The following is a 20377-nucleotide window of genomic DNA, read 5'->3' on the forward strand; positions in this document are numbered from 1 at the left end:
CTTAACAAAACCTAACTTTTAGGATAGAAATTACTAGATTTTACTACATGTCACTAAGTTCTAGTTTGCTAAAGTTACATGCATATAGCACTAACATTATCTAACAATGATTGCTAAAAATCCCTAGACTTAATACTAGGCTTTACTAGGTTCTGTATCCACTCCTTTATATTGATTCCTTTGAAACATCTCATATCATCCGTTTTATATGGTATGAAAATAAGTAGTCTTTTAGTTTCTGGATACCGTTCCAGATGGGACAGTATCCAAGAGTGAACGTTTCGTTCTCGCTTGCCGTTGGGTTCCAACGTTGAAGAGTCGTGTTTCGCTACATTAGAACAAAGGGGGCGTAAATCCTCCTCCCCCTGTACCTAAATGTACATCTGCAGCAGAACAGTGCAGTCCTTCCCTTATAAAATCACTGCTTTTCAACTTTTCTTTTTATTGAGTATTGTTAACCTCATTTAGTCACCTCACCATTGATACAACAGTATTTTAGCTCAACAAGAAACCCAGTAAAAACACTCAAAATATAAAGGAAAACTACAATGTTATTATGGCAAGATGGTTAACATAAATGGCTTACGGTATTCACTAATTAATAAGCTAAAAATTAATTAACTATTGTATCATTACATTCTTTATGTTAAATTTTAATTACAAATAATAAGGAGTGATTTATTTTATGAAAAAGAAAAGTTTACTAGTTGCAAGTTGTTTGGTAGTAGTAGGGCTGTTTATTGGAACTAAGACAGCAGATGCTGAGGAATCAGTTACGAGACCGACTACAAGAGCAACAATCGTTAGGCACCAACTAACCCTACGTCCATTAGAAAGCCGAATTTTTTACTTAGAAAGTGCAAATCAAACTAAATTTGCTACAAAAGTTATTTTTAAGATAAAGCCAAACAACAAGAATAATGATTACTATAATTTGGAGCATTATGGAAGTTACAGAAACGAAATTTTTCAAAGAAAAGATTTAATGTTAAATGATGATAAAGAAATTACACTGAAATGGTCTCCTGCTAATGATGACGCACTAAAAGACGTAATTACTAAAGGTAGAGAAAATTTTCTCATAACTAATTATTCTCCAGTTACAATGTATTATAATATAGCCTATACTTCTGGATTACATTTTAAAACAAACGGCTGCGTAGATTATAGCGATATAGATTTTAATTTAGAATAAAAAACAAGGAGACAGCTCAACGGCTATCTCCTTTTCTTGTGTTTTAACATCAATTGAAAAACTGGTCACTTATCTTACAAATACATTTAAGTTGTGATAAATCTTCCGCCACATTTGGAAAACAATAGCTTATTCCGTTTTTTCGGAAAAACCCGATAAACTATACATCTATCCAATTCTGGACACATCCTCTTAGATGTTATGACACGCTTACCACCACACTTTTGTGGACATTACACATCACCGTGCAATTTAGCCACTAGTTGCTTATTACGCCCTCATGATCCGCTAGGGCATCCAAATCTAATGTACTGATACATCGAACTAGTACGGAGGGTCGCCACAGATTTGTGGTTATCTATTTTAGGTCAGGTAACTTTTCACCTCACATATTTTAGGACTAGCCACTTTTGGTGAATCCTAAAGCTATAGATAAAAAATAACCTCTAGTTATAAGAAAGAGAGTTATGAATATTTTTGTTCATATCCGACAAAATGGCGTACATGAAACGAACTAGAATCATTCTAACCAGTTTTGTTTACTGACGATGCCAAATTCTTTAGCTCTTTTGCCATTCCAGTACTTATACAGGACTTTAAAAAGTTTACGATCTACGTAAGTCTGTACTTGTATTCAATAAGAGTGATGGTTACACTTGAGAACTAAAAATATCTCCCATCTATCGGTTTCCCGATTTAATAATTCACCTTGAAAGTTTTAGAGGGGGATATGAACTAGAGAGATACAGCAATATACTACTATTTACTACATGCTAAAAAATGTATGAATATGTTTAACTATAACCTACTCATTGGGGTTGATATCAGCGAAGTTGTAGCTTTGAACTGGAATGATATTGATAAAACATTAAGCAAAAAAAATTCTCAAAGGATGGTAAATTAACCACCCAAAGTATATGCTAACTATTGGCATAGCTAATCCGAAACTTATTTTCTACGGCATCTACATTCAAGTAGTTACTCACCACAGTACCTATCAAAGATTGCAAACGATCACAGAAAAAAGTGAAATCCCTTTTCTATCACAAGAATCAAAAGAAAAAACAATTGAAAAATTAGTAAAACACTTAAGTTTTTAACGGAAAGCATTCACTAAAACAAAGAAAAAGCCAAACCCTTATATACCAAGGATTCAGCTTTTTCATTTAAACTCTATTCTTCTTCTTCCGCCATGAACGTATTGAAAACTTCTTCAATCATATCCCATTCAGCGTCTGTTTCGATTTGTTGTAACTCGCCTTCTGTTCCTTCGTTGTTTTCGATGTAAGCATAAGCTTGCAATTCAACATCTTCTTCTTCTGGAACACCAGCTGGGTATAGAAGGACGTAATTTTTACCGAATTCTTCTTGACCATCTACTGTTAGAAGGATTTCATATAGTGTTTCGTTCCCTTGTTCATCAACTAACGTGATGTGCTCGTGTCCTTCGTGATCGTGGTTATGTTCTTCTGCCATTATTTTGCTCTCCTTTTATTTGACGCTTGTTTTAAAACAAGCGGTTTAGATTTTATTGCTAGCGCCGTCTAAATAATTTTGTAAAATCATGACTGCAGCTACTTTATCGATGACTTTTTTTCTTTTGGCTCTTGATGTGTTGGCTTGTTCCACTAACATACGTTCTGCTTGAACAGTGGTTAACCGCTCATCTTGATACGTAACAGGTATTTGGAAAAGTTCTTCGATCTTCTTCCCGTAAGCCATGGAAGCTTCTGCTCTTGGTCCAATCGAATTATTCATATTTTTCGGTAATCCAACGACAAATTTAGTGACTTCATATTCTTTCACTAATTCTGCCAAACGTTCAAAACCAAATTCTTCCTGCTCTTCATTGATTCGGATGATTTCTACACCTTGTGCTGTCCAACCGAACGGATCACTAACAGCAATCCCCACTGTCTTAGAGCCAACGTCAAGCCCCATTACTCTCATCGAATAGTGATTCCATGGTTTGATAAGTAATATTTAACGAGCTCTTCCATGATCTCATCTCGTTCGTGACGACGAATCAAATTTCGAGCGTCTTGGTAACGAGGAATGTAGGCGGGGTCTCCAGAAAGCAAATAGCCCACAATCTGATTAATCGGATTATATCCTTTTTCCTCTAAAGCCTTGTATACAGTAGCCAGAGTCTCACTTACTTCCTTCTTACGACTGTCATCAAAATCAAAACGTACAGTTTCATCTGTAAAACCCATTTATCTACACCTCACTTTTATTCTATTCATACAGTCTCATTCTACTAAAAACAAAGCAAAACTACAAACAAAACTTAATATTTTCTTCTATATATTAAAGATTTCCTTTAATTTTTATCAGAATTAACTGATTATCAGAGAGATAACATCTTTTTCAACAGACAAAATGATAGTTTTTCAAAAAATAAAAAAACTAGAACTTAACTCCGTGAGTTATGTCCTAGTCTTCCGGAATCCAGATAAACGGTGGAATCAGAATCCCCTACTTCTGACCCAACCTCTCTTTTATACCTCCGACATCAATTTAACCATTAATGCTTTTTGAGCATGTAAACGATTAGCCGCTTCTTGATAAATTGCTGAATGCAGACCATCAATAATATCAGCGGACACTTCCTCTCCTCTATGGGCAGGCAAGCAATGTAAAAAGAGGTAATCTTTTTTTGCTTGTACAGCTAATCGATTATTTACCTGAAAGTTTTTAAACACTTTCTCTCGTTCTTGCTGTTCTGACTCATCACCCATACTTGCCCATACATCTGTCACTAGAACATCCGCATTTTTTACAGCTTCTGCTGGATCATTCAATATCTCGATCACACTTCCACTTTCTTTCGCATTTTTATGAGCAATTTCAACAACTTGGGCCTTAGGTTCATAGCCTACAGGCGTAGCAATACTCACATCCATTCCTATCAAGCTTCCGCCGATTAAAAATGAATGAGCCATATTGTTCCCGTCTCCAACATAAGCTAACTTGATCCCTTCAAGTGTTCCTTTTTGCTCATAAATCGTTTGAAAATCAGCTAATATCTGACACGGGTGATGATCATCTGTCAATCCATTAATAATCGGAATGGATGCTTCTTTTGCCAATTCAGCGACCATCTGATCGGAATAAGTCCGAATCATAATAGCATCCACATAACTAGACATTACTTTTGCGGTATCTTTAATTGGTTCTCCTCGTCCCATTTGGGTACTTTTAGAATCCAAAACAATGGCTTGTCCCCCAAGTTGGATGATTCCTGCTTCAAATGACATACGAGTCCGTGTGCTATTTTTCTCAAAAATCATAGCTAAAATTTTTCCTGACAATACACCACGATAGGCCTTTGGCTTGGCTTTTATCGCTACTGCAAGGTCAATGATTGATAGGAATTCTTCTTTTGTTAGTTCGGTTAAATCTAATATACTTTTGCCATACATAGAATTAATCATGCTCTTTCTCCTTGTTTAATACTTTTTCCAATATTGTCAGACCCTTTGCCATCTCTTCATTTGTAATTGTCAGTGGTGGTAATAATCGTAAGACTGTTTGTCCTGCTTTTAAAGTAAGTAATCCTTCCGCTTCAAGTTGTTCACTTACTTGATTTAAGCTATTTTGATCAAACAATTGAATACCAATCATCAGTCCTTTCCCACGAACTGCTTGTATGAGCGAACTTCTTTTAGCAAGTTGGTCTAATCCTGAAAATAATTGCTCACTTTTATTTTGAACGTCTTCTAAAAATGCTGACTGGTTGATTCGATCAATCACTTTATTCGCCACACTCATTGCTAACTTATTACCGCCAAAGGTCGATCCATGACTGCCTTGTCCAAATGCATCCCCAAGATTACTTTTACCTAACATAGCACCGACAGGAATCCCATTACCTAACCCTTTTGCCAAGGTAAAAATATCGGGTTCGATCTGATAATGCTCATACGCATAAAAAGCGCCAGTACGACCAATTCCAGTTTGAATTTCATCAATGATCAACAAAGCACCAAACTCACGACAAAGCGACTGAACATCCTGAATCCATTGTTCATCTGCCGGTATCACTCCACCTTCTCCTTGAATCAATTCCAACATAACTGCTGCAGTATCTTGGTCAAGTTCTTCTTTTAATGGTTCGATTTGATTAAAGGGTAAGTAGATAAAATCTGGCACTAATGGCTCAAATCCTGCGTGGATACTTTCTTGTCCTGTCGCACTCATTGCACCATATGTTCGTCCATGAAAGGAATTCGTGAATGTGATTATTTTTCTTTTTCCTGTTGCTTTACGAGCTAATTTGATTGCTGCTTCATTGGCTTCTGCGCCACTATTACAAAAATAGCCAACGTAATCTTTTCCCTTCGCCAATTTTTGAGCTACTTGCTCTTGCAAATGATTTTGGTATAAGTTGGGAGTATGCCATAAAAGAATAGTCTGATCTGCTAGAACTTGATTCAAATCTGGATCATTATAACCTAAGTTCATCACACCAATACCGCTAGTAAAATCAAGATAATTTTTGCCATTATGATCTGTGAGCATATTTTTGGAACCTTTGATGAATTCCAATTTTTTTCTTTGATAATTGGGAAATAAATAACTCATACACATACCTCCTTAGAAGTAATCGTTGTTCCAGTGTATTGAATTTGATTGGTGATATAGACTTTTTTTACACCTGCTTTAATTGCTAAAGCAGCACTTTCTAATTTTGGCAGCATACCACCTTTGATGACTTCTTCTCTTTTCAACTTAGAGATGTCATTGGTAGAAAGCTCTGTAAGCCATTGATCCTCTTTTTTTACTCCTGGAACATCCGTTAATAAATAAAGCTTTTCTGCTTTTAATTCCTCTGCAATTTTACAAGCGACATGGTCTGCATTAATATTTAGCCATTCTCCAGCCTCGGTCAGTCCCAAAGGAGCAATGATCGGAATGTGATTAGTCTTAAGTAAATGTTCTAATAGTTCAGTATCCACCTGTTTCACTTCTCCAACTGCCCCTAATTTTTGTCTATCTAGAAAACTTCCTATGATGATGTGACCACAAGATGCGTTTAAACCAACAACTGAAAACCCTTCTTGTTGAAATCGTGTTGTAATCATCGGCTGGACTTGACCAATCAAAACCATCTTAGTGATTTTCAATGTCTCTTCAGTTGTTACACGTAATCCTTCTTGAATTTTCACAGGCACATCTAAACGATGCATCATTTCTGAAATATAATGTCCTCCGCCATGAACGATCACGACTTTTTTCCCTTGTTTTTTCCATTGATCAACTTGCAAAAAAAATGATTTTGTCAGGTTGTCGCTAGCCACTCCACCCATTTTTATAACAATAACCTTCTTCATATACGTCGCTCCCTTAAGTTTTACTTCACTATGGATAGATCGGCAAATTATCCAAGCCGCATTTCTCATCAAATCCTGCCAAAATATTCAAGTTTTGAATTGCCTGCCCAGCAGCTCCTTTTCCTAAATTATCGATGACGGTTACAATCGTGATCATGTTCGTTTCTTGATTGTAGGCGAGACCTATATCACAATAATTTGATCCTATCACTTGCTTAAGTACAGGATAGTGGCTCGCTTTTTGAATACGAATAAATGGATTCTTTTCAAAATGCTCTTCATACAATTGAACTAATTTCTCGTCAGAAATAGGTTGTTTCAATTTTGCATATGTTGTTAAAAATATCCCTCTAGTTACTGGGATCAGTGTCGTAGAGAATTGAATCGCTTTAATTTTTGGCTCCCAGATCTGTAATTGTTGGATAATCTCAGGGATATGCTGATGTGTATTCATTTTATACAATGTCATATTATCATGTGTTTCAGAAAAATGAGTACTTTGTGATAACCCTTTACCAGCGCCAGAAATACCAGACTTAGCATCTACAACAATCGAGTCAAGCAGAATTTTATCCTCTATCAACAATGGTGCTAAGGATAATTGCGCAGCAGTAGCATAACATCCTGGATTGGCGATCCATTTTGACTGTGGGTATTGTCGATATTCAGCTAAACCATAATCAAACTTTTGAATTAGATTATTGGGAGCCGCTGTCGAAGCATACCATTTTTCATACTCACCTTGTTTTTTCAAACGGAAATCGCCAGATAAATCAATTACTGGAAAATCTGCTTCTATAAAGGGAAGAGCTAGCTCTTTAGAAATTCCAGATGGCGTTGCTAATAAAACAAGGTCGCTTTCTTCCATAATTTTTTCTGGATTGATTTCTTCTAACGGTAAGGTGATGAGTTGTTGCAAATGTGGATTCACATCTCCAAATGATTTTTTATTCATTGAATGACTATGAATTGAAACAACTTCAACAAATGGATGTTGTCTAAAATATCGTAAAAGTTCCAATCCACTATAACCTGTAACACCAATAATAGAAACCTTCATCCACTTCACTTCATTTCTTTTTATTTTTTATCGATCAGAGGTTGTTTTTCATATTATACGTTTTACCGCAATGCAAGTCAATGGTTTTTTATTTACAAAAATACATAAAAATAAGTTTTTATACATAACAAGCGTCGATATAAATTGAAACTTGAATAAAAAGAATCAGAGATAAAGCTCATTTAGCTTTATCTCTGATTCACATAAACAAATTATACCGAAAGATAGATCACTACTGTTCCATCTTTTCTATAGTGTTCCACATCACTCTTATACGTACGTCTTTTTTCTAATTCCTCGTCTTTCCAAATACCTTGCCATGCTTCACCCACAGCCTCTGGACTAGCCTGTTTTACTGGAATTTTTACATACTTCCCCTCATAGATTACAGTACTATCAGGATAGTTTGCTTCTTCATTACCAATCAATAAATCATAGTCCCCTCTAAAGTTACTCTCGTAGTTAGAGTACACTGCAAAAAATTCACCTTCTAGTTTCATCGCTGGAACCTCGCTCCACAAAGCAACAATCTCTTCTACCCTCTGATTACTCGTGCGGATTTTCTTTCCTTTAATTGTTTTTTCGCTTAACTGAATTGTCATATTCTTCATCCTTTCGACTTTCTAAGCCGAGCATAACACAATAATAATGACACCTATCTGTCATCATTTATCTTTGTATTGATCACATATAAAACTGAACAGTAACTATTAGGATCAAAATAAGAATCCCCGGAAGGTAATTTGATACTCTGATTTTTGTCACTCCCATAATATTTAAACCAATTCCTAACATCATCAATCCACCGATTGCACTAATTTCTCTCATGAGTAAATCAAGAAGTTCTTTAGGAATATAGCGCATCAAAACACTAGCTAATATGGCTATAATTCCTTGATAAAGCATAACAGGTACCGCAGAAAAAAGGACACCCATACCTAATGTAGCGGTTAACATGATTGATAAAAAACCATCCATCACAGCTTTTGTGAAAAGGATTTGATGATTGTTTGCCACACCACTTTCAATAGCGCCGATGATACCCATAGACCCGATTACAAAAATTAGCGATGCCGTCACAAATCCTTCAGCAAAATTACTTCCTGGTTTTGCATACCGCTTTTCCAATGTCAAACCAAAAGAATTCATCTTATCTTCTAAAGCTATTCCTTCACCAATCATTGCGCCTATACACAAACTAATTAAGATCACAATGAATGAAGATGTTTTAAAAGACATTTGAATCCCTAAAGCAAGAACTCCCAAACCAATACCTTTTGTTACTGTATCTTTCATCGTTTCTGAAATATTTCTTAAAATGGCACCTAGCAAACTCCCAACTACAATTGCAAGGCCATTAACTAACGAACCTAATAAAATCATTTCCCCATCCCGCTTCCATTTATTCTTAGATTTTTCTTATTATACGATAAGAATAGAAAAAAGGAAATTTTGTTCTTACATTTATCAGAAGAATAAACAAATCGTACTTTTCTTCGTCATTTGTGCAAGATATCTGGTGGATAATAATTTTTTTGTAGTCTCGTGCTATTTTTTACATCCATTATCAACTATACTAATCATATATAAAATGAGACAACTAAAGAGAGAGGAAACAAAATGACAACTATAGATATAGAAAAAGTCCTAGAAACCTGTTTACTCGCAGGGAAAATCATGCTAGAAAGTGATGCAGAAATGTATCGGGTGGAAGACACTATGAGCCGAATTGCTTTAGCGTCAGGAGACTATAGATTAGTAAGTTACGTGACCCAAACAGGGCTTTTTGTTGGTCTGGACGGCACATCTACCATTCGCATGGTTCAGATTTTGAATCGTTCGATTAATTTAGAAAAAGTCTCAAGAATCAATCAACTTTCCAGAGAATATGTGACGGGTACCTTCACTTTGGAAGAACTTTTAGACCAGCTAAAAACGCTAGAACAAGAACGTAAGTTTTTCCCTTTGTGGTTACGATTTATCAGTGCAGCTGTTGTCAGCGGAACCATCATGATTTTGTTTGGCGGGGTTTGGACTGATTTACCTTTGACATGCTTGATTGGAGGATTAGGTTATGGTCTTTATTACTCTAGTTTAAAAGTTTTACGTATCAAGTTTCTCTCGGAATTTCTTGCAGCGTTTTCCATTGGTTGCGCAGCTCTTTTAAGCACGCAAATCGGACTAGGGGTAAATCAAGATATGATTATTATTGGTTGTGTCATGCCTTTAGTTCCTGGTGTTCAAATGACAAATGCCTTACGAGATTTATTGGCGGGACATTATCTATCAGGGGTTTCTAGAGGGACCGAAGCGATGATGACAGCGTCTATGATTGGTTTTGCTATTGCTTTTGTTTTCCAATTGTTTTATTAGAGGGATTAAACTCCTCAGTCAGATTTTCCTATTTTTCTGTCTGAGCCAACGAGCCCATTACGCTTTTATTTTATCTAGCTCCAAGGGCTTGCTCCTCGGAAAAAAGATAAAATATGAATGAGGCAAAAAACTCCTCAGTCAGATTTTCCTATTTTTCTGTCTGAGCCAAACGAGCCCATTACGCTTTTATTTTAAGGAGGTGCATCATTTAATGTTCAATCTACTAGTTCAATTTTCGTTTAGTTTTTTAGCATCTTCAGCCTATGCTATTATTACCAATGTCCCTCGTCGTTCATTGGTTGCTTGTGGTTTATCTGGAGCGTCTGGTTGGATGTTTTATTGGATATCAGTTCAATTAGGTGCCAGCGCTGCTTTAGGTTCGTTATTGGGGGCTTTAAGTGTTGCTGCAGTTAGTTTTGTTTGTTCACGAACGTTAAAATTGCCTGTTACTATTTTTAATATCCCCGGAATGGTTCCTTTAGTTCCTGGTGGTCTTGCTTATCAAGCCGTAAGAAATCTAGTTATCGGCAACTACGAGACTGCTGTTTACTCAACCGTTCAAGCTATCATGATTGCTGGTGCAATTGCATTAGGTTTAGTTTTATCTGAAGTTTTGAATCATAATATTCGTAACTTTAGAGAAAAACGAGAGATATTAAGTTTGATCAGAAAAAAAGAAGAAAAGTAAATTTTATACTAATTGCAAAAGAGGTGACTAAATGAGTGTACTAGCTATTCTTTCATAAATGAATAAAGAAAGGATAAAAATAATGATTAAAAAAATAGAACAGATCTCTACTAAAGAATTAGAAGAAATACTAACAATTTGGCTGACTGCTAACATTGAAGCTCATACTTTCATTCCAGAAAGCTACTGGCAAGAAAACATTGACTTTGTTAGAGAACAGCTACCTCAAGCTGATTTGTATGTATACAAAGAGACAGATAAAATTGTTGCTTTTTTAGGAATGAATGAGACTTATATTGCAGGTATATTTGTACTGAATGCGTATCGCAATCAAGGAATCGGTCAAAAACTTTTAGATGCAGTCAAACACTCCAGCAAAACTTTAAGTCTCAATGTTTATGCAAAAAATCAAAACGCCTTAAAATTTTACACAAAACAAGGATTTCGTGTAGTCTCCGAACAATTAGACACTACAGGTGAACTAGAATATAAACTCGTTTGGGAAAGTTAATTATAAAAAAAGTACCAGCCAAAAATCGGCTGGTACTTTTTTTAAAATGAACGGTATACATATTGATTCTTCGGCGCATCAACTTTTTTTACTTTGGTAACATCTACAACGGGAATGTCTCGCTTAAATGGTGCATAGTAGTTTGAATGGATCGTCCCTGTCAGTTCCACCCAATCATTATTTTTTAAGTGTTGTTCTTTAGGCATATGTGTCAATAATCCAAACACACCAGAATCAGCTACACAATGAATAATACCAAATCGGAAAACAAAAGCATCCGTCTGCTCATTTTGCGTAGAATTAAAAACAAATCCTTTATAAGAGACTGTTTTACCAATAAATTCACTTGGATAATTGTAGATCAATTCCATTACTTCCAAATAATTTTCATCTGTTACTGCCACATGATCATCTTTAATATATTTTTTTAAGGCTTTTTTCATTTGCTCATTGTAATCAGTCTTATCAAAATAAATACTGGTATCTGGTTTTAAATATTGTGTTTGGACATCAGGATCTCCAACAGACTCCTTGCTCAATGGAAAATTAAATCCTTTCGCTTCAACAATTGATGTATCCAAACTAATTGTCGGAAACATAAATCCAACAATCAACGGCAACGCCAGTAAAAAATAGGCAATTCCTTTTTGATAAGGTTTATTCAAGCCATGATCGTGTTCGTCATGGTTATGATGATGGTGATCTGATTCTTTTTGATCCCCTTCTTTATTCCAAATAATCAGTTGAACAATCGCTAAAACAAAAGACAGTACCATCGATAGAATCGCTAGATATTGATAATGGACATTTATATATTGATTCAGCCTGCCAGATACCTGTAAGTACATCATTAAAGTCGAATATCCTACCAAAATCAAAAATCGAATCATTCATTCTTCCCTCCTTAAATTGCTAACGCATAAAGACTGACAACTACGGTAACAATGCCGACAAATTTTAACATAAATGATGTTTTAAAGTAGCGTTTCATCATTAATAAATTCTTGATATCCACCATAGGTCCAAAAACAAGGAAACCTACGACTGGTCCACTACCAAATAAACTCAATAAAGATGAACCAATAAAGGCATCTGCTTCAGAGCATAATGATAAAGTAGCAGCTAGCACAAGCATGACTAAAATAGCTAAAATTTTTGTATGGCCTAATTGTAAAATGGCACCTGTTGGTAAATAAGTCTGCATAGCCGCAGCTAAAAGCGAACCAAAAATCAAGTAGCGTCCCGTATCAAAAAACTCATCGATTCCATGAGTCAATACAGACCAACACTTATGCCAAATGGTTTCTTTTTTATGATGATGTTCTTCTTCAATTGTACATGTAGCGTTCAATACTGATTGCTGTAGAATAGGTTCTCTATTGATATAAGCCAACCAAACACCCACAATTAAAGCCACTAGCATACTTCCTAACACTCGCCAAATAACAAATTTGACTGAGTTTCCAAAAGCAATATACGTGGAAAATAAGACAATTGGATTGATAATTGGTGCCGTGATCATAAAAGCAAAAGCAGTGTATGTCGGCACATCTTTTTTTACAAATTGATGAACAATCGGAACGATACCACATTCACAAGATGGAAAAAAGAAACCCAGGAAGCTTCCTACGATAATTGATAAAAGTTTATTTTTAGGTAATAATTTTTTCACTCTTTCCGGGGTTAGAAATACATGCAAAGCACCTGAAATCACACAACCAAGCATAACAAAAGGTAACGCTTCGATCACGATTGATAAAAAGATAGTGCCCATTTGCAAAACTGAATGAGGTAAAAATTGAAACATCTAATTCCTCCTACTGCTGTTAAAATAACATCAGTAACTGTATCTGTACATCTGTTTTTTAACATTCAAAAATATAGTTAACTATACTGCACCTACTGAAAAAAAACAAGCTAATACAGCATTTATTAAAAGTTCTATAATATATTCTATACCGAACAAAAAAGAGTAAAACAAAACTAATTATTTAGCCTTGTTTTACTCAGTTTCTTAAATTGCAAACAACTCTGATGCTGATTCTGGATCGGTGTCATATACATTAAAATCAAAATTAACACCTAATCCTTTTTCCGTTAAAATTGATTCCATTGCCATACGAGCATGTTCTTTTGTATTATTTTCTTTACTTAAATGTCCCAAATAAATTCGTTTTGTCTGATCACCAATCACGTCAGCCATAGTTAAGGCACCATCATCATTTGATAAATGACCTTTATCTCCTAAAATCCGCTGTTTTAGACTCCACGGATATGGACCCATTCGTAAAATCTCTAATTCATGATTACTTTCGATTAAATAGGCATCCGCATTTTTGATTGTTCCTCGAAGATGATCGCTACAATAGCCAGTATCCGTCAACATGACAAAAGAACGATTGTCTTTAAAGAAACGATAAAACTGTGGCGCCGCAGCATCATGGGAAACACCAAAGCTCTCGATATCCATGTCGCCAAAAGTCAAAACTTTGCCCATATCAAATATATGCTTTTGCTCAACAGCCACATTACCGATCAAGGGGTCCATTGCTGCCCACGTTTTTTCATTCGCATAAACGTCTAATTTATATTTCCTAGCAAGTACCCCCACACCGTGAATATGATCTCGATGTTCGTGGGTAACTAGAATAGCATCCAAATCTTCTGGTTTGCGATCAACCTCCGCTAGCAGTGAAGTGATTTTCTTTCCACTTAGCCCGGCATCTACAAGTAGCTTTTTGTTCTCTGTTTCAATAAAAAGGGAATTACCGGTACTTCCACTAGCAAGAATGCTAATATTAAAAGCTTTTTCTTGACTCATTTATCTGCTCGCTTCCCTTCTTTAGTCTACAGCTACCTATTATACAACCATCATTAATGATTTTCCACCTTTGGGACAGTATTATTTGTAATGATCGTATTGCTCATGGCATTCACTTGCTCGATCTGTAAGTTATTCTCACCAGACTTAATTCCGATAAACCATACAGGAACATAAACATTTTTCTCACGAATTTTATAAATCCTCGTATAAGCTAATTTCATAAAGGAAATTTTTGAGTTACTCGGAATCTTATTATTTATATACAAGGTTTCGATTGCATCCCGCTCAGATGATAAATCCATCTTATCTCGTAATTCTTCGATCCCTTGAATATGAGTTTGGGTATATTTGTAAATTTTGTGAATTCCTGCAGATTCATCTGATTTTTCTAGTTTTAATGAAATTTGAGCTGTGTCATCTTTAAACGGAATATTCTTATAGCTCTGAGAAACAATCACTTCCGGGAATTCGCCATCCAAATTAGAGAAATCAGGTAAATAGTGGTATTGATTACCAAAAAGAACACTATCTTTATTATTTAGAAAAGCTTCAAGTGATCTGTTCACACTCTTTTCATCAATAAAATAACTAGTTTGACTATAGCTCATTTGAGGATAAACAATTAACGAGTTATCAATCAGTTCGACTCCGTTTTTAAAGAAGTTACGATCTCTTGTTGTTCGTTCATTTTGAATTGCATCGTCAAAATTCGTTTGTTCTCCGCTTAAATAGTACCCCTCCATTTTTTCACTAGAAAGCGCATTTTTATAGGTAATCCCATCTTTGCCTAGACGTTTCTCAATACTATCTGTCTGGTCAGAAAAAGAAACGTTGTTTTCTTCTTTTAATCCTTCTTGATAAATCCCGAAGAGAAACATATTTAAACCTAAAAAGGCGATGAAAAAAATCCATTCGATACGTTTGAAGTCCATTACCCCACCTCCAACTTCGCTAGGTGTTCTAGTAATTCACGTTCCGGATACCATTTGTTATCATAGCGAATATACCATTCCGGAGTTAGATCGACAACTTGTGTTATTTCCTCGATCTTATGCCACGTGTAACCAATAACCATTGAATTTATTTTCTCTTGATCGGCACCATTTGCAGCTAGTTGTTCTAATAAATTTTCCGTACTTTTTAAAATCACTTCTTCTTCTGATGGAATCGGCACTTGAATCGTATCCACACTTGTTTCAATGACTACACTTGTTTTTTCGGCTTTATCATTGTCAATCGTAATGCGAACTTGACCTTTATCATTCTCACTAAATACTGGATACCCCTCCACAAACGTTCGATAATTGATCTCAGAATTGGATCGATCAAAGTAACGAATATTCCCCATATTTGTACCTAATTTTTTTACGTAATCAAAACTATCGGAATAAATGTTATCTTCAGGTGTTCGCGTCCCTAACTCACCATTAAAATGGATTGTTCCAAGTTTTTCTTCTGCAACCAAACGTTCACTACCACTAGTATATGACAAATCTTTGCTGTCTTCGTTTGTTTGAATATTTTCCGTATTGGAAAAAAAAGCATTACGAAACTTAGTGACTGGCTGAGAGGCTAAGATATAACTGTATTTTTTCATTTTTAAATCTTCTGACATAAAATAGTGTTTCCCTGCTATGGCTTGTTGTTCTGAGATTTGATTGTATTGTACAGAAACTTTATTCATTAGAGTTAATGCTTTTTCATTATCAATAGTAATCGGCGCTTCATAAACATCCTTACGATTAAAATCTAAAAAGCGAATTTTATTTTGACTTAAATCAACTTGAATACAGGTAAAATAAATATCCGCATTATTATTGATATCCGTCAAATTGAGAGCTAAATTATAAACAGAAATATATTCACTTAATAAAAAAGGACCCTCATATAGCAGTTCAAATCCTTGATCCATTACTAGGTATTTATCAAACTGTTCTGAATTCCCTTGAACCGTTTGAATCAATTCTCCGAATTTACTATTCTTGATTTCATTTTGAATATTCGTGATTAGATTTTCACTGTTATTCATTTCAGATTTGCCATCCTGCATACGAACTAAACGCATCGGTAAAAAAACATCTGTATCTGCCCTTTCGTTCACAACTGCTGTAGCAAGTTGAGGATCGTTTTTGACTGGCTTTTCTTTTTTAGCTGAGCTAACCCAGATACTGACCGAAAGATACAGACTGAGCAACACTAAAAAGACCAATCCAATGCGTACGATTCGTTCCGTCATTTTCATTCCCACCAATCCTCCTCATAAGGTTCATAAGGCAAGGATATATAAAAGGTAGAACCTTGACCTTCTTTACTTTCCACCCAAATTGCTCCATTATGGGCTTTGACTACTTCTCTTGAGATGGCTAATCCAAGTCCTGTCCCGCCTTGTTCACGGGCACGAGCTTTATCCACTCGATAAAAGCGATCAAACACTTTATTAACGTCTTTTTTAGGAATCCCAAGGCCTTGGTCCGTTACACTGAACACGACATTATTATGTGTTTCTAACAAACGACAAGTGATTTCTCCCCCATCAGGAGAATATTTGATAGCGTTATTTAAGATATTATCCAAGACTTGAATAACTTTGTCTGTGTCAAGCTCGACCCATAAGTCTCGTTTGGTGAACTCACGATGTATCGTATATTTTTTATCATTTCCTTCAACCATCATATCAAATCGATCTAACACAAAATTGATCAACTCATTAAAATTGACATACTCTAACTGTAATTCACCGTTACCGGAATCCATTCTTGAAAGATTTAGTAAATCATTGATCATTCGAATCATCCGATCAGTTTCTTCCAATGTCACTTTCAAGAAATTTGGAGCAATTTCAGGATTTTCCCAAGCGCCTTCGCTTAGTGCTTCAATGTAGCTTCGCATACTAGTTAATGGCGTTCGCAATTCATGAGAAACATTAGATACAAATTCTCGACGTTCCCGCTCATTCTTTTCTTGTTCCGTTACATCATGAAGTACACAAACAAGACCAGTAATAAATCCCGATTCACGACGAATCATTGCAAAATCAACACGAATGATCATTTGATCTTCTTCCATTGAAGACGACGATCGATCAATCAAAATTTCCTCTGGTTCTTCTAGTAATTTCCGCAAAGTATAATCCGTTTCAATGTCTAAAAGTTCCAATAACGAAGAACCAATCACGTGCTCATCTTTAACGTTCAGTAAAGAAAGGGCCATTTCATTGATCGTAATAACCTTTCCTCGTCTATCTGTCGCAATAACACCATCCGTCATATGAGCCAAAACACTATCCAAACGATTTCGTTCAGCCTCCATTGTTTCTTGGGCTTCTTCAATTCTTTCAGATAACTGGTTAAAGGTTTCTGCCAACTGACCTAACTCATCTTTTCCGTAGACTTTGACTTTTCCAGTATAATCACCTCTGGCAATCCGCAACGCTTGTTCTCTCATCTCACCAATTGGTTGAGTGATCGATCTTGCAATCAATAGTGTCACAATAATCGAAATCGCTCCAGCAATAATTGAAGCGGTGAAAAAGATACGGGCAGTGTCTGTAATTTCCTGGTATTTCCCCTCGATATTGCTTTTAACATAAAGAACCCCGATGACTGTGTCGCCAGTCGGGGATTGGATAGGCTGAACATTAATGTATACACGTTTATCTTTATCCATGGCTGAATATTTTTTAGCACTAAAATCATTCAAGTCACGATAATCATTTTTTTTACCGATAATTCCTTGCTGATTCAAATCACTTGAAGCACGTACAATCCCTTTATCATCAACGACACGAGCTTCAATCGTTTCAGAAGCAGATAAGTCACTCAGTGTTTTCTTTAGGTTAGCATCGATTTCTGTACGATCACGATCTTTTTCTCCTAACTTAGTACTAAGTGTACTAGCCAGTTGGGTTACTTGTAGGTCAACAGTTTTTTTATAATCATTTATAGTTGTAGACTCCAACTCACGGATGAAATAGCCTCCAATGATTTGGATTGCTATCAATAGTAATAAGATAAATGATAACGCAATCTTAAAGTTTACCGATTGAAAAAAGTGAACTTTTTTCTTCATAAATCACTACTCCTGTTCAGGGTTTCGAAGATAATAGCCGACACCACGACGAGTGACTAAATAAGTCGGATGGCTTGGGCTATCTTCAATTTTCTCTCTTAAACGACGCACCGTTACATCCACTGTACGAACATCACCAAAATAATCATAGCCCCAAACAGTTTGGAGTAAATGTTCACGTGTCATCACTTGTCCAATATGTTTGGCTAAATAATAAAGCAATTCAAATTCACGGTGTGTCAGCTCGATTTTATCTCCTCGCTTAGATACCATATAAGCATCTGGGTGAATCGTTAAATCGCCAATCGTTAATTCTGATTGCGTTGTTGATTCTGCTTCTTTAGCACTAGTCGCACCACGGCGTAGATTTGCTTTGACGCGGGCTACAAGTTCACGATTAGAAAAAGGCTTTGTTACATAATCATCTGCACCAAGTTCTAGTCCTAAAACTTTATCAATTTCAGAATCCTTTGCAGTCACCATAATGATAGGCATATCATAGGTTTTACGAACTTCTCTGGCAACTTCCAGTCCGTCCATTTTTGGCAACATTAAATCTAAGATAATTAAATCCGGTTCTACTTCTTTCACTTTTTCAACAGCTTCTTCACCATCATAAGCGGTGAACACTTCGTATCCTTCTTTAGTAAGGTTGTATTTCACAATTTCCGAAATCGGCTTTTCATCATCTACAACTAATATTTTTTTCATATAAGAGGCACCTCTTTTTTCTTTTGTCTTTTCACTAATTAAATATATTCTCTCTTATTATACCTTATTTTGTCCACTGTTTCACCTTTGATAGAAGAGTCCTTACTCTTTCTTATCTATATCTTGCAAAAACTAAGTCTTTCCGACTATAATTAAGAATAAGTTTTTTTAAAAGGAAGCGATAAAAATGAAAGCACCACGATTACAACCTGGAGATGAAATCCGAGTCATTGCCCCCTCCAGCAGTTTTTTACGATTAACCGATTTGGGAATAGAAGCAGCCGTGAAAAAATTGACAGATTTAGGGTTTAACGTCACTTTTTCTGAGCACACAGACGAACAAGATATACTTGGATCTTCTTCCATCATGAGCCGTGTCAAAGATTTACATGAAGCTTTTTCAGATGAGAATGTCAAAGGTATTCTAACAGCGATCGGAGGCTTTAACAGCAATGAATTACTCCCTTATCTTGATTTTGAACTAATTAAACGACATCCTAAAATTTTTTGCGGCTATAGTGATATCACTGCTTTATGCAATGCAATTACTGCACAAACAAAATTACTTACGTATGTCGGCCCGCATTTTTCTAGTTTTCAAATGGATGAATTGCAAGAATATCAAACAGAATTCTTTTTACATGCAACAACGGATGAAAAAGCTTTTGATGTTTACGCTTCTGAATCATGGAGTCAAGATGAATGGTATTTGCCAAATTCAAAACGAACATTGATTGCTAATGATTGGAAAGTCTACAGTCATTCCAATCCTGTTACGGGAATTTGTTACGGCGGTAATTTAGGGACGTTTCAACTGCTTTTTGGTACACAGTTCCTACCAAAACTTGAACGATCGATTTTATTTGTTGAAAATGCTGAAGAAGATGACTATCATGATTTTGCACGTGGTTTAGCTTCATTACTACAAGTAGTGAAACATCCTCAAGCATTATTGATTGGACGGTTCCCTAAAGAAACGGAAATGACAGAGGAACGTCTTTTAGCAATTCTAGGAAAATACCCTGTATTACGTGAGATTCCTGTTATTTATGATATGAATTTTGGACACACACAACCGATTTTTACCATTCCAATTGGCGATCAAGTGACTGTTGATACAACTCAGAAAAGACTCACCTTTTTTTAAAAATAAATCCACTAACGTTTACTTCGCTCATCGGCGGAGCAAACATTAGTGGATTTATTTTTTATATTCTTTTTCCAACTGTTCATATAATGCGATTTTATCATCCAGCAATTCAAGATGATTTCTGACTTTTTCATACTCTAACATGATTTTTATACGATGGTTTAATAATAACTGTTTACGCTCAGAAATCGTTGCGTCGCCGACTTTTCTTAACTCGGTATATTTTTTAATTTCTTTTAAAGAAATTCCTGTGTTTTTTAATTTAATCACAAAAGTTGCCCAGTCACTGTCTTCTTCTCCATAAACACGATAGTTATGTTCATCTCTTGATGGTTCAATCAACCCTTGTTTTTCGTAATACCTTAGTGTATGTTCACTAATACCAATTTTTTCAGCAAATTCACTGATCGTATACACTTTTTCACATCCTTTTTGATTTCCTTCTTGCTTTAGAGTCGCCT

Annotated in this window: 22 protein-coding genes; 5 read left to right on the top strand and 17 right to left on the bottom strand. The window is 35.6% G+C overall.

Features of this window, described 5'->3' with window-relative positions:
* Positions 1–685: 685 nt before the first annotated feature.
* Positions 686–1195, top strand: a complete 510-nt coding sequence (locus tag BCR23_RS06755) for a hypothetical protein (protein ID WP_069634728.1) — start codon at positions 686–688, stop codon at positions 1193–1195.
* 1173 nt (positions 1196–2368) lie between these two features.
* Here the strand turns inward: BCR23_RS06755 and BCR23_RS06765 are convergent.
* From BCR23_RS06765 to BCR23_RS06805, 9 genes are all read right to left on the bottom strand, one after another.
* A complete protein-coding gene (locus BCR23_RS06765; protein ID WP_069634730.1) occupies positions 2369–2671 on the bottom strand; it encodes a DUF1292 domain-containing protein in 303 nt (100 codons plus the stop codon).
* 45 nt (positions 2672–2716) lie between these two features.
* The gene (gene ruvX / locus BCR23_RS06770) at positions 2717–3145 is read right to left on the bottom strand and encodes a Holliday junction resolvase RuvX (protein ID WP_069634731.1); all 429 of its coding nucleotides are present in this window, start codon (positions 3143–3145) and stop codon (positions 2717–2719) included.
* Complete coding sequence (locus BCR23_RS06775; protein WP_069634732.1) at positions 3142–3411, bottom strand: IreB family regulatory phosphoprotein; 270 nt, start codon at positions 3409–3411, stop codon at positions 3142–3144. The genes ruvX and BCR23_RS06775 overlap by 4 nt, the downstream gene beginning before the upstream one ends.
* Positions 3412–3696: 285 nt before the next feature.
* Positions 3697–4632: an ornithine carbamoyltransferase gene (argF, locus tag BCR23_RS06780; RefSeq protein WP_069634733.1), complete on the bottom strand. Its 936-nt coding sequence runs from the start codon at positions 4630–4632 to the stop codon at positions 3697–3699.
* Complete coding sequence (locus BCR23_RS06785) at positions 4625–5782, bottom strand: acetylornithine transaminase (protein ID WP_069634734.1); 1158 nt, start codon at positions 5780–5782, stop codon at positions 4625–4627. Before BCR23_RS06785 ends, argF begins: the two co-directional genes overlap by 8 nt.
* A complete protein-coding gene (gene argB / locus BCR23_RS06790; protein ID WP_069634735.1) occupies positions 5779–6531 on the bottom strand; it encodes an acetylglutamate kinase in 753 nt (250 codons plus the stop codon). Before argB ends, BCR23_RS06785 begins: the two co-directional genes overlap by 4 nt.
* A gap of 28 nt (positions 6532–6559) precedes the next feature.
* Positions 6560–7591 (bottom strand): N-acetyl-gamma-glutamyl-phosphate reductase, encoded by a 1032-nt coding sequence (gene argC, locus BCR23_RS06795; protein ID WP_069634736.1) that lies wholly within the window; start codon positions 7589–7591, stop codon positions 6560–6562.
* A gap of 212 nt (positions 7592–7803) precedes the next feature.
* Positions 7804–8193 carry a GyrI-like domain-containing protein gene (locus BCR23_RS06800; RefSeq protein ID WP_069634737.1) on the bottom strand — a complete coding sequence of 130 codons (390 nt, stop codon included), beginning with the start codon at positions 8191–8193 and terminating at the stop codon, positions 7804–7806.
* Between the two features lie 82 nt (positions 8194–8275).
* Positions 8276–8974 (bottom strand): DUF554 domain-containing protein, encoded by a 699-nt coding sequence (locus tag BCR23_RS06805; RefSeq protein ID WP_069634738.1) that lies wholly within the window; start codon positions 8972–8974, stop codon positions 8276–8278.
* A 237-nt stretch (positions 8975–9211) separates the two neighbouring features.
* Between BCR23_RS06805 and BCR23_RS06810 the strand changes: the two genes are divergently transcribed.
* The 3 genes from BCR23_RS06810 to BCR23_RS06820 all read left to right on the top strand — a co-directional run bounded on the left by BCR23_RS06810 (position 9212) and on the right by BCR23_RS06820 (position 11163).
* Positions 9212–9964 (top strand): threonine/serine exporter family protein, encoded by a 753-nt coding sequence (locus BCR23_RS06810; RefSeq protein WP_069634739.1) that lies wholly within the window; start codon positions 9212–9214, stop codon positions 9962–9964.
* Between the two features lie 211 nt (positions 9965–10175).
* The gene (locus BCR23_RS06815; protein ID WP_069634740.1) at positions 10176–10652 is read left to right on the top strand and encodes a threonine/serine exporter family protein; all 477 of its coding nucleotides are present in this window, start codon (positions 10176–10178) and stop codon (positions 10650–10652) included.
* Positions 10653–10734: 82 nt separating this feature from the next.
* Positions 10735–11163, top strand: a complete 429-nt coding sequence (locus tag BCR23_RS06820) for a GNAT family N-acetyltransferase (protein WP_069634741.1) — start codon at positions 10735–10737, stop codon at positions 11161–11163.
* A 41-nt stretch (positions 11164–11204) separates the two neighbouring features.
* Here BCR23_RS06820 and BCR23_RS06825 read toward each other — a convergent pair whose 3' ends face one another.
* The 7 genes from BCR23_RS06825 to yycF form a co-directional block, all read right to left on the bottom strand.
* The gene (locus BCR23_RS06825) at positions 11205–12053 is read right to left on the bottom strand and encodes a TIGR03943 family putative permease subunit (protein ID WP_069634742.1); all 849 of its coding nucleotides are present in this window, start codon (positions 12051–12053) and stop codon (positions 11205–11207) included.
* Positions 12054–12067: 14 nt separating this feature from the next.
* Complete coding sequence (locus BCR23_RS06830) at positions 12068–12970, bottom strand: permease (RefSeq protein WP_069634743.1); 903 nt, start codon at positions 12968–12970, stop codon at positions 12068–12070.
* A 207-nt stretch (positions 12971–13177) separates the two neighbouring features.
* Complete coding sequence (locus BCR23_RS06835; protein ID WP_069634744.1) at positions 13178–13984, bottom strand: MBL fold metallo-hydrolase; 807 nt, start codon at positions 13982–13984, stop codon at positions 13178–13180.
* 53 nt (positions 13985–14037) lie between these two features.
* Positions 14038–14919: a two-component system regulatory protein YycI gene (locus tag BCR23_RS06840; RefSeq protein WP_069634745.1), complete on the bottom strand. Its 882-nt coding sequence runs from the start codon at positions 14917–14919 to the stop codon at positions 14038–14040.
* Positions 14919–16229 carry a YycH family regulatory protein gene (locus BCR23_RS06845; RefSeq protein ID WP_069634746.1) on the bottom strand — a complete coding sequence of 437 codons (1311 nt, stop codon included), beginning with the start codon at positions 16227–16229 and terminating at the stop codon, positions 14919–14921. The genes BCR23_RS06840 and BCR23_RS06845 overlap by 1 nt, the downstream gene beginning before the upstream one ends.
* Positions 16226–18055, bottom strand: coding sequence for a cell wall metabolism sensor histidine kinase WalK (gene walK, locus BCR23_RS06850; RefSeq protein WP_069634747.1), 1830 nt, complete (start codon positions 18053–18055; stop codon positions 16226–16228). The genes BCR23_RS06845 and walK overlap by 4 nt, the downstream gene beginning before the upstream one ends.
* Before the next feature lie 6 nt (positions 18056–18061).
* Positions 18062–18766 (bottom strand): response regulator YycF, encoded by a 705-nt coding sequence (yycF, locus tag BCR23_RS06855; RefSeq protein ID WP_069634748.1) that lies wholly within the window; start codon positions 18764–18766, stop codon positions 18062–18064.
* A gap of 187 nt (positions 18767–18953) precedes the next feature.
* Here yycF and BCR23_RS06860 point away from each other — a divergent pair, with 187 nt between their 5' ends.
* Positions 18954–19913: a S66 family peptidase gene (locus BCR23_RS06860; protein ID WP_069634749.1), complete on the top strand. Its 960-nt coding sequence runs from the start codon at positions 18954–18956 to the stop codon at positions 19911–19913.
* A 54-nt stretch (positions 19914–19967) separates the two neighbouring features.
* Here BCR23_RS06860 and BCR23_RS06865 read toward each other — a convergent pair whose 3' ends face one another.
* Positions 19968–20333, bottom strand: a complete 366-nt coding sequence (locus BCR23_RS06865; protein ID WP_069634750.1) for a MerR family transcriptional regulator — start codon at positions 20331–20333, stop codon at positions 19968–19970.
* Positions 20334–20377: the final 44 nt, after the last annotated feature.

The organism is Enterococcus quebecensis (assembly GCF_001730365.1).
GTDB lineage: Bacteria > Bacillota > Bacilli > Lactobacillales > Enterococcaceae > Enterococcus_L > Enterococcus_L quebecensis.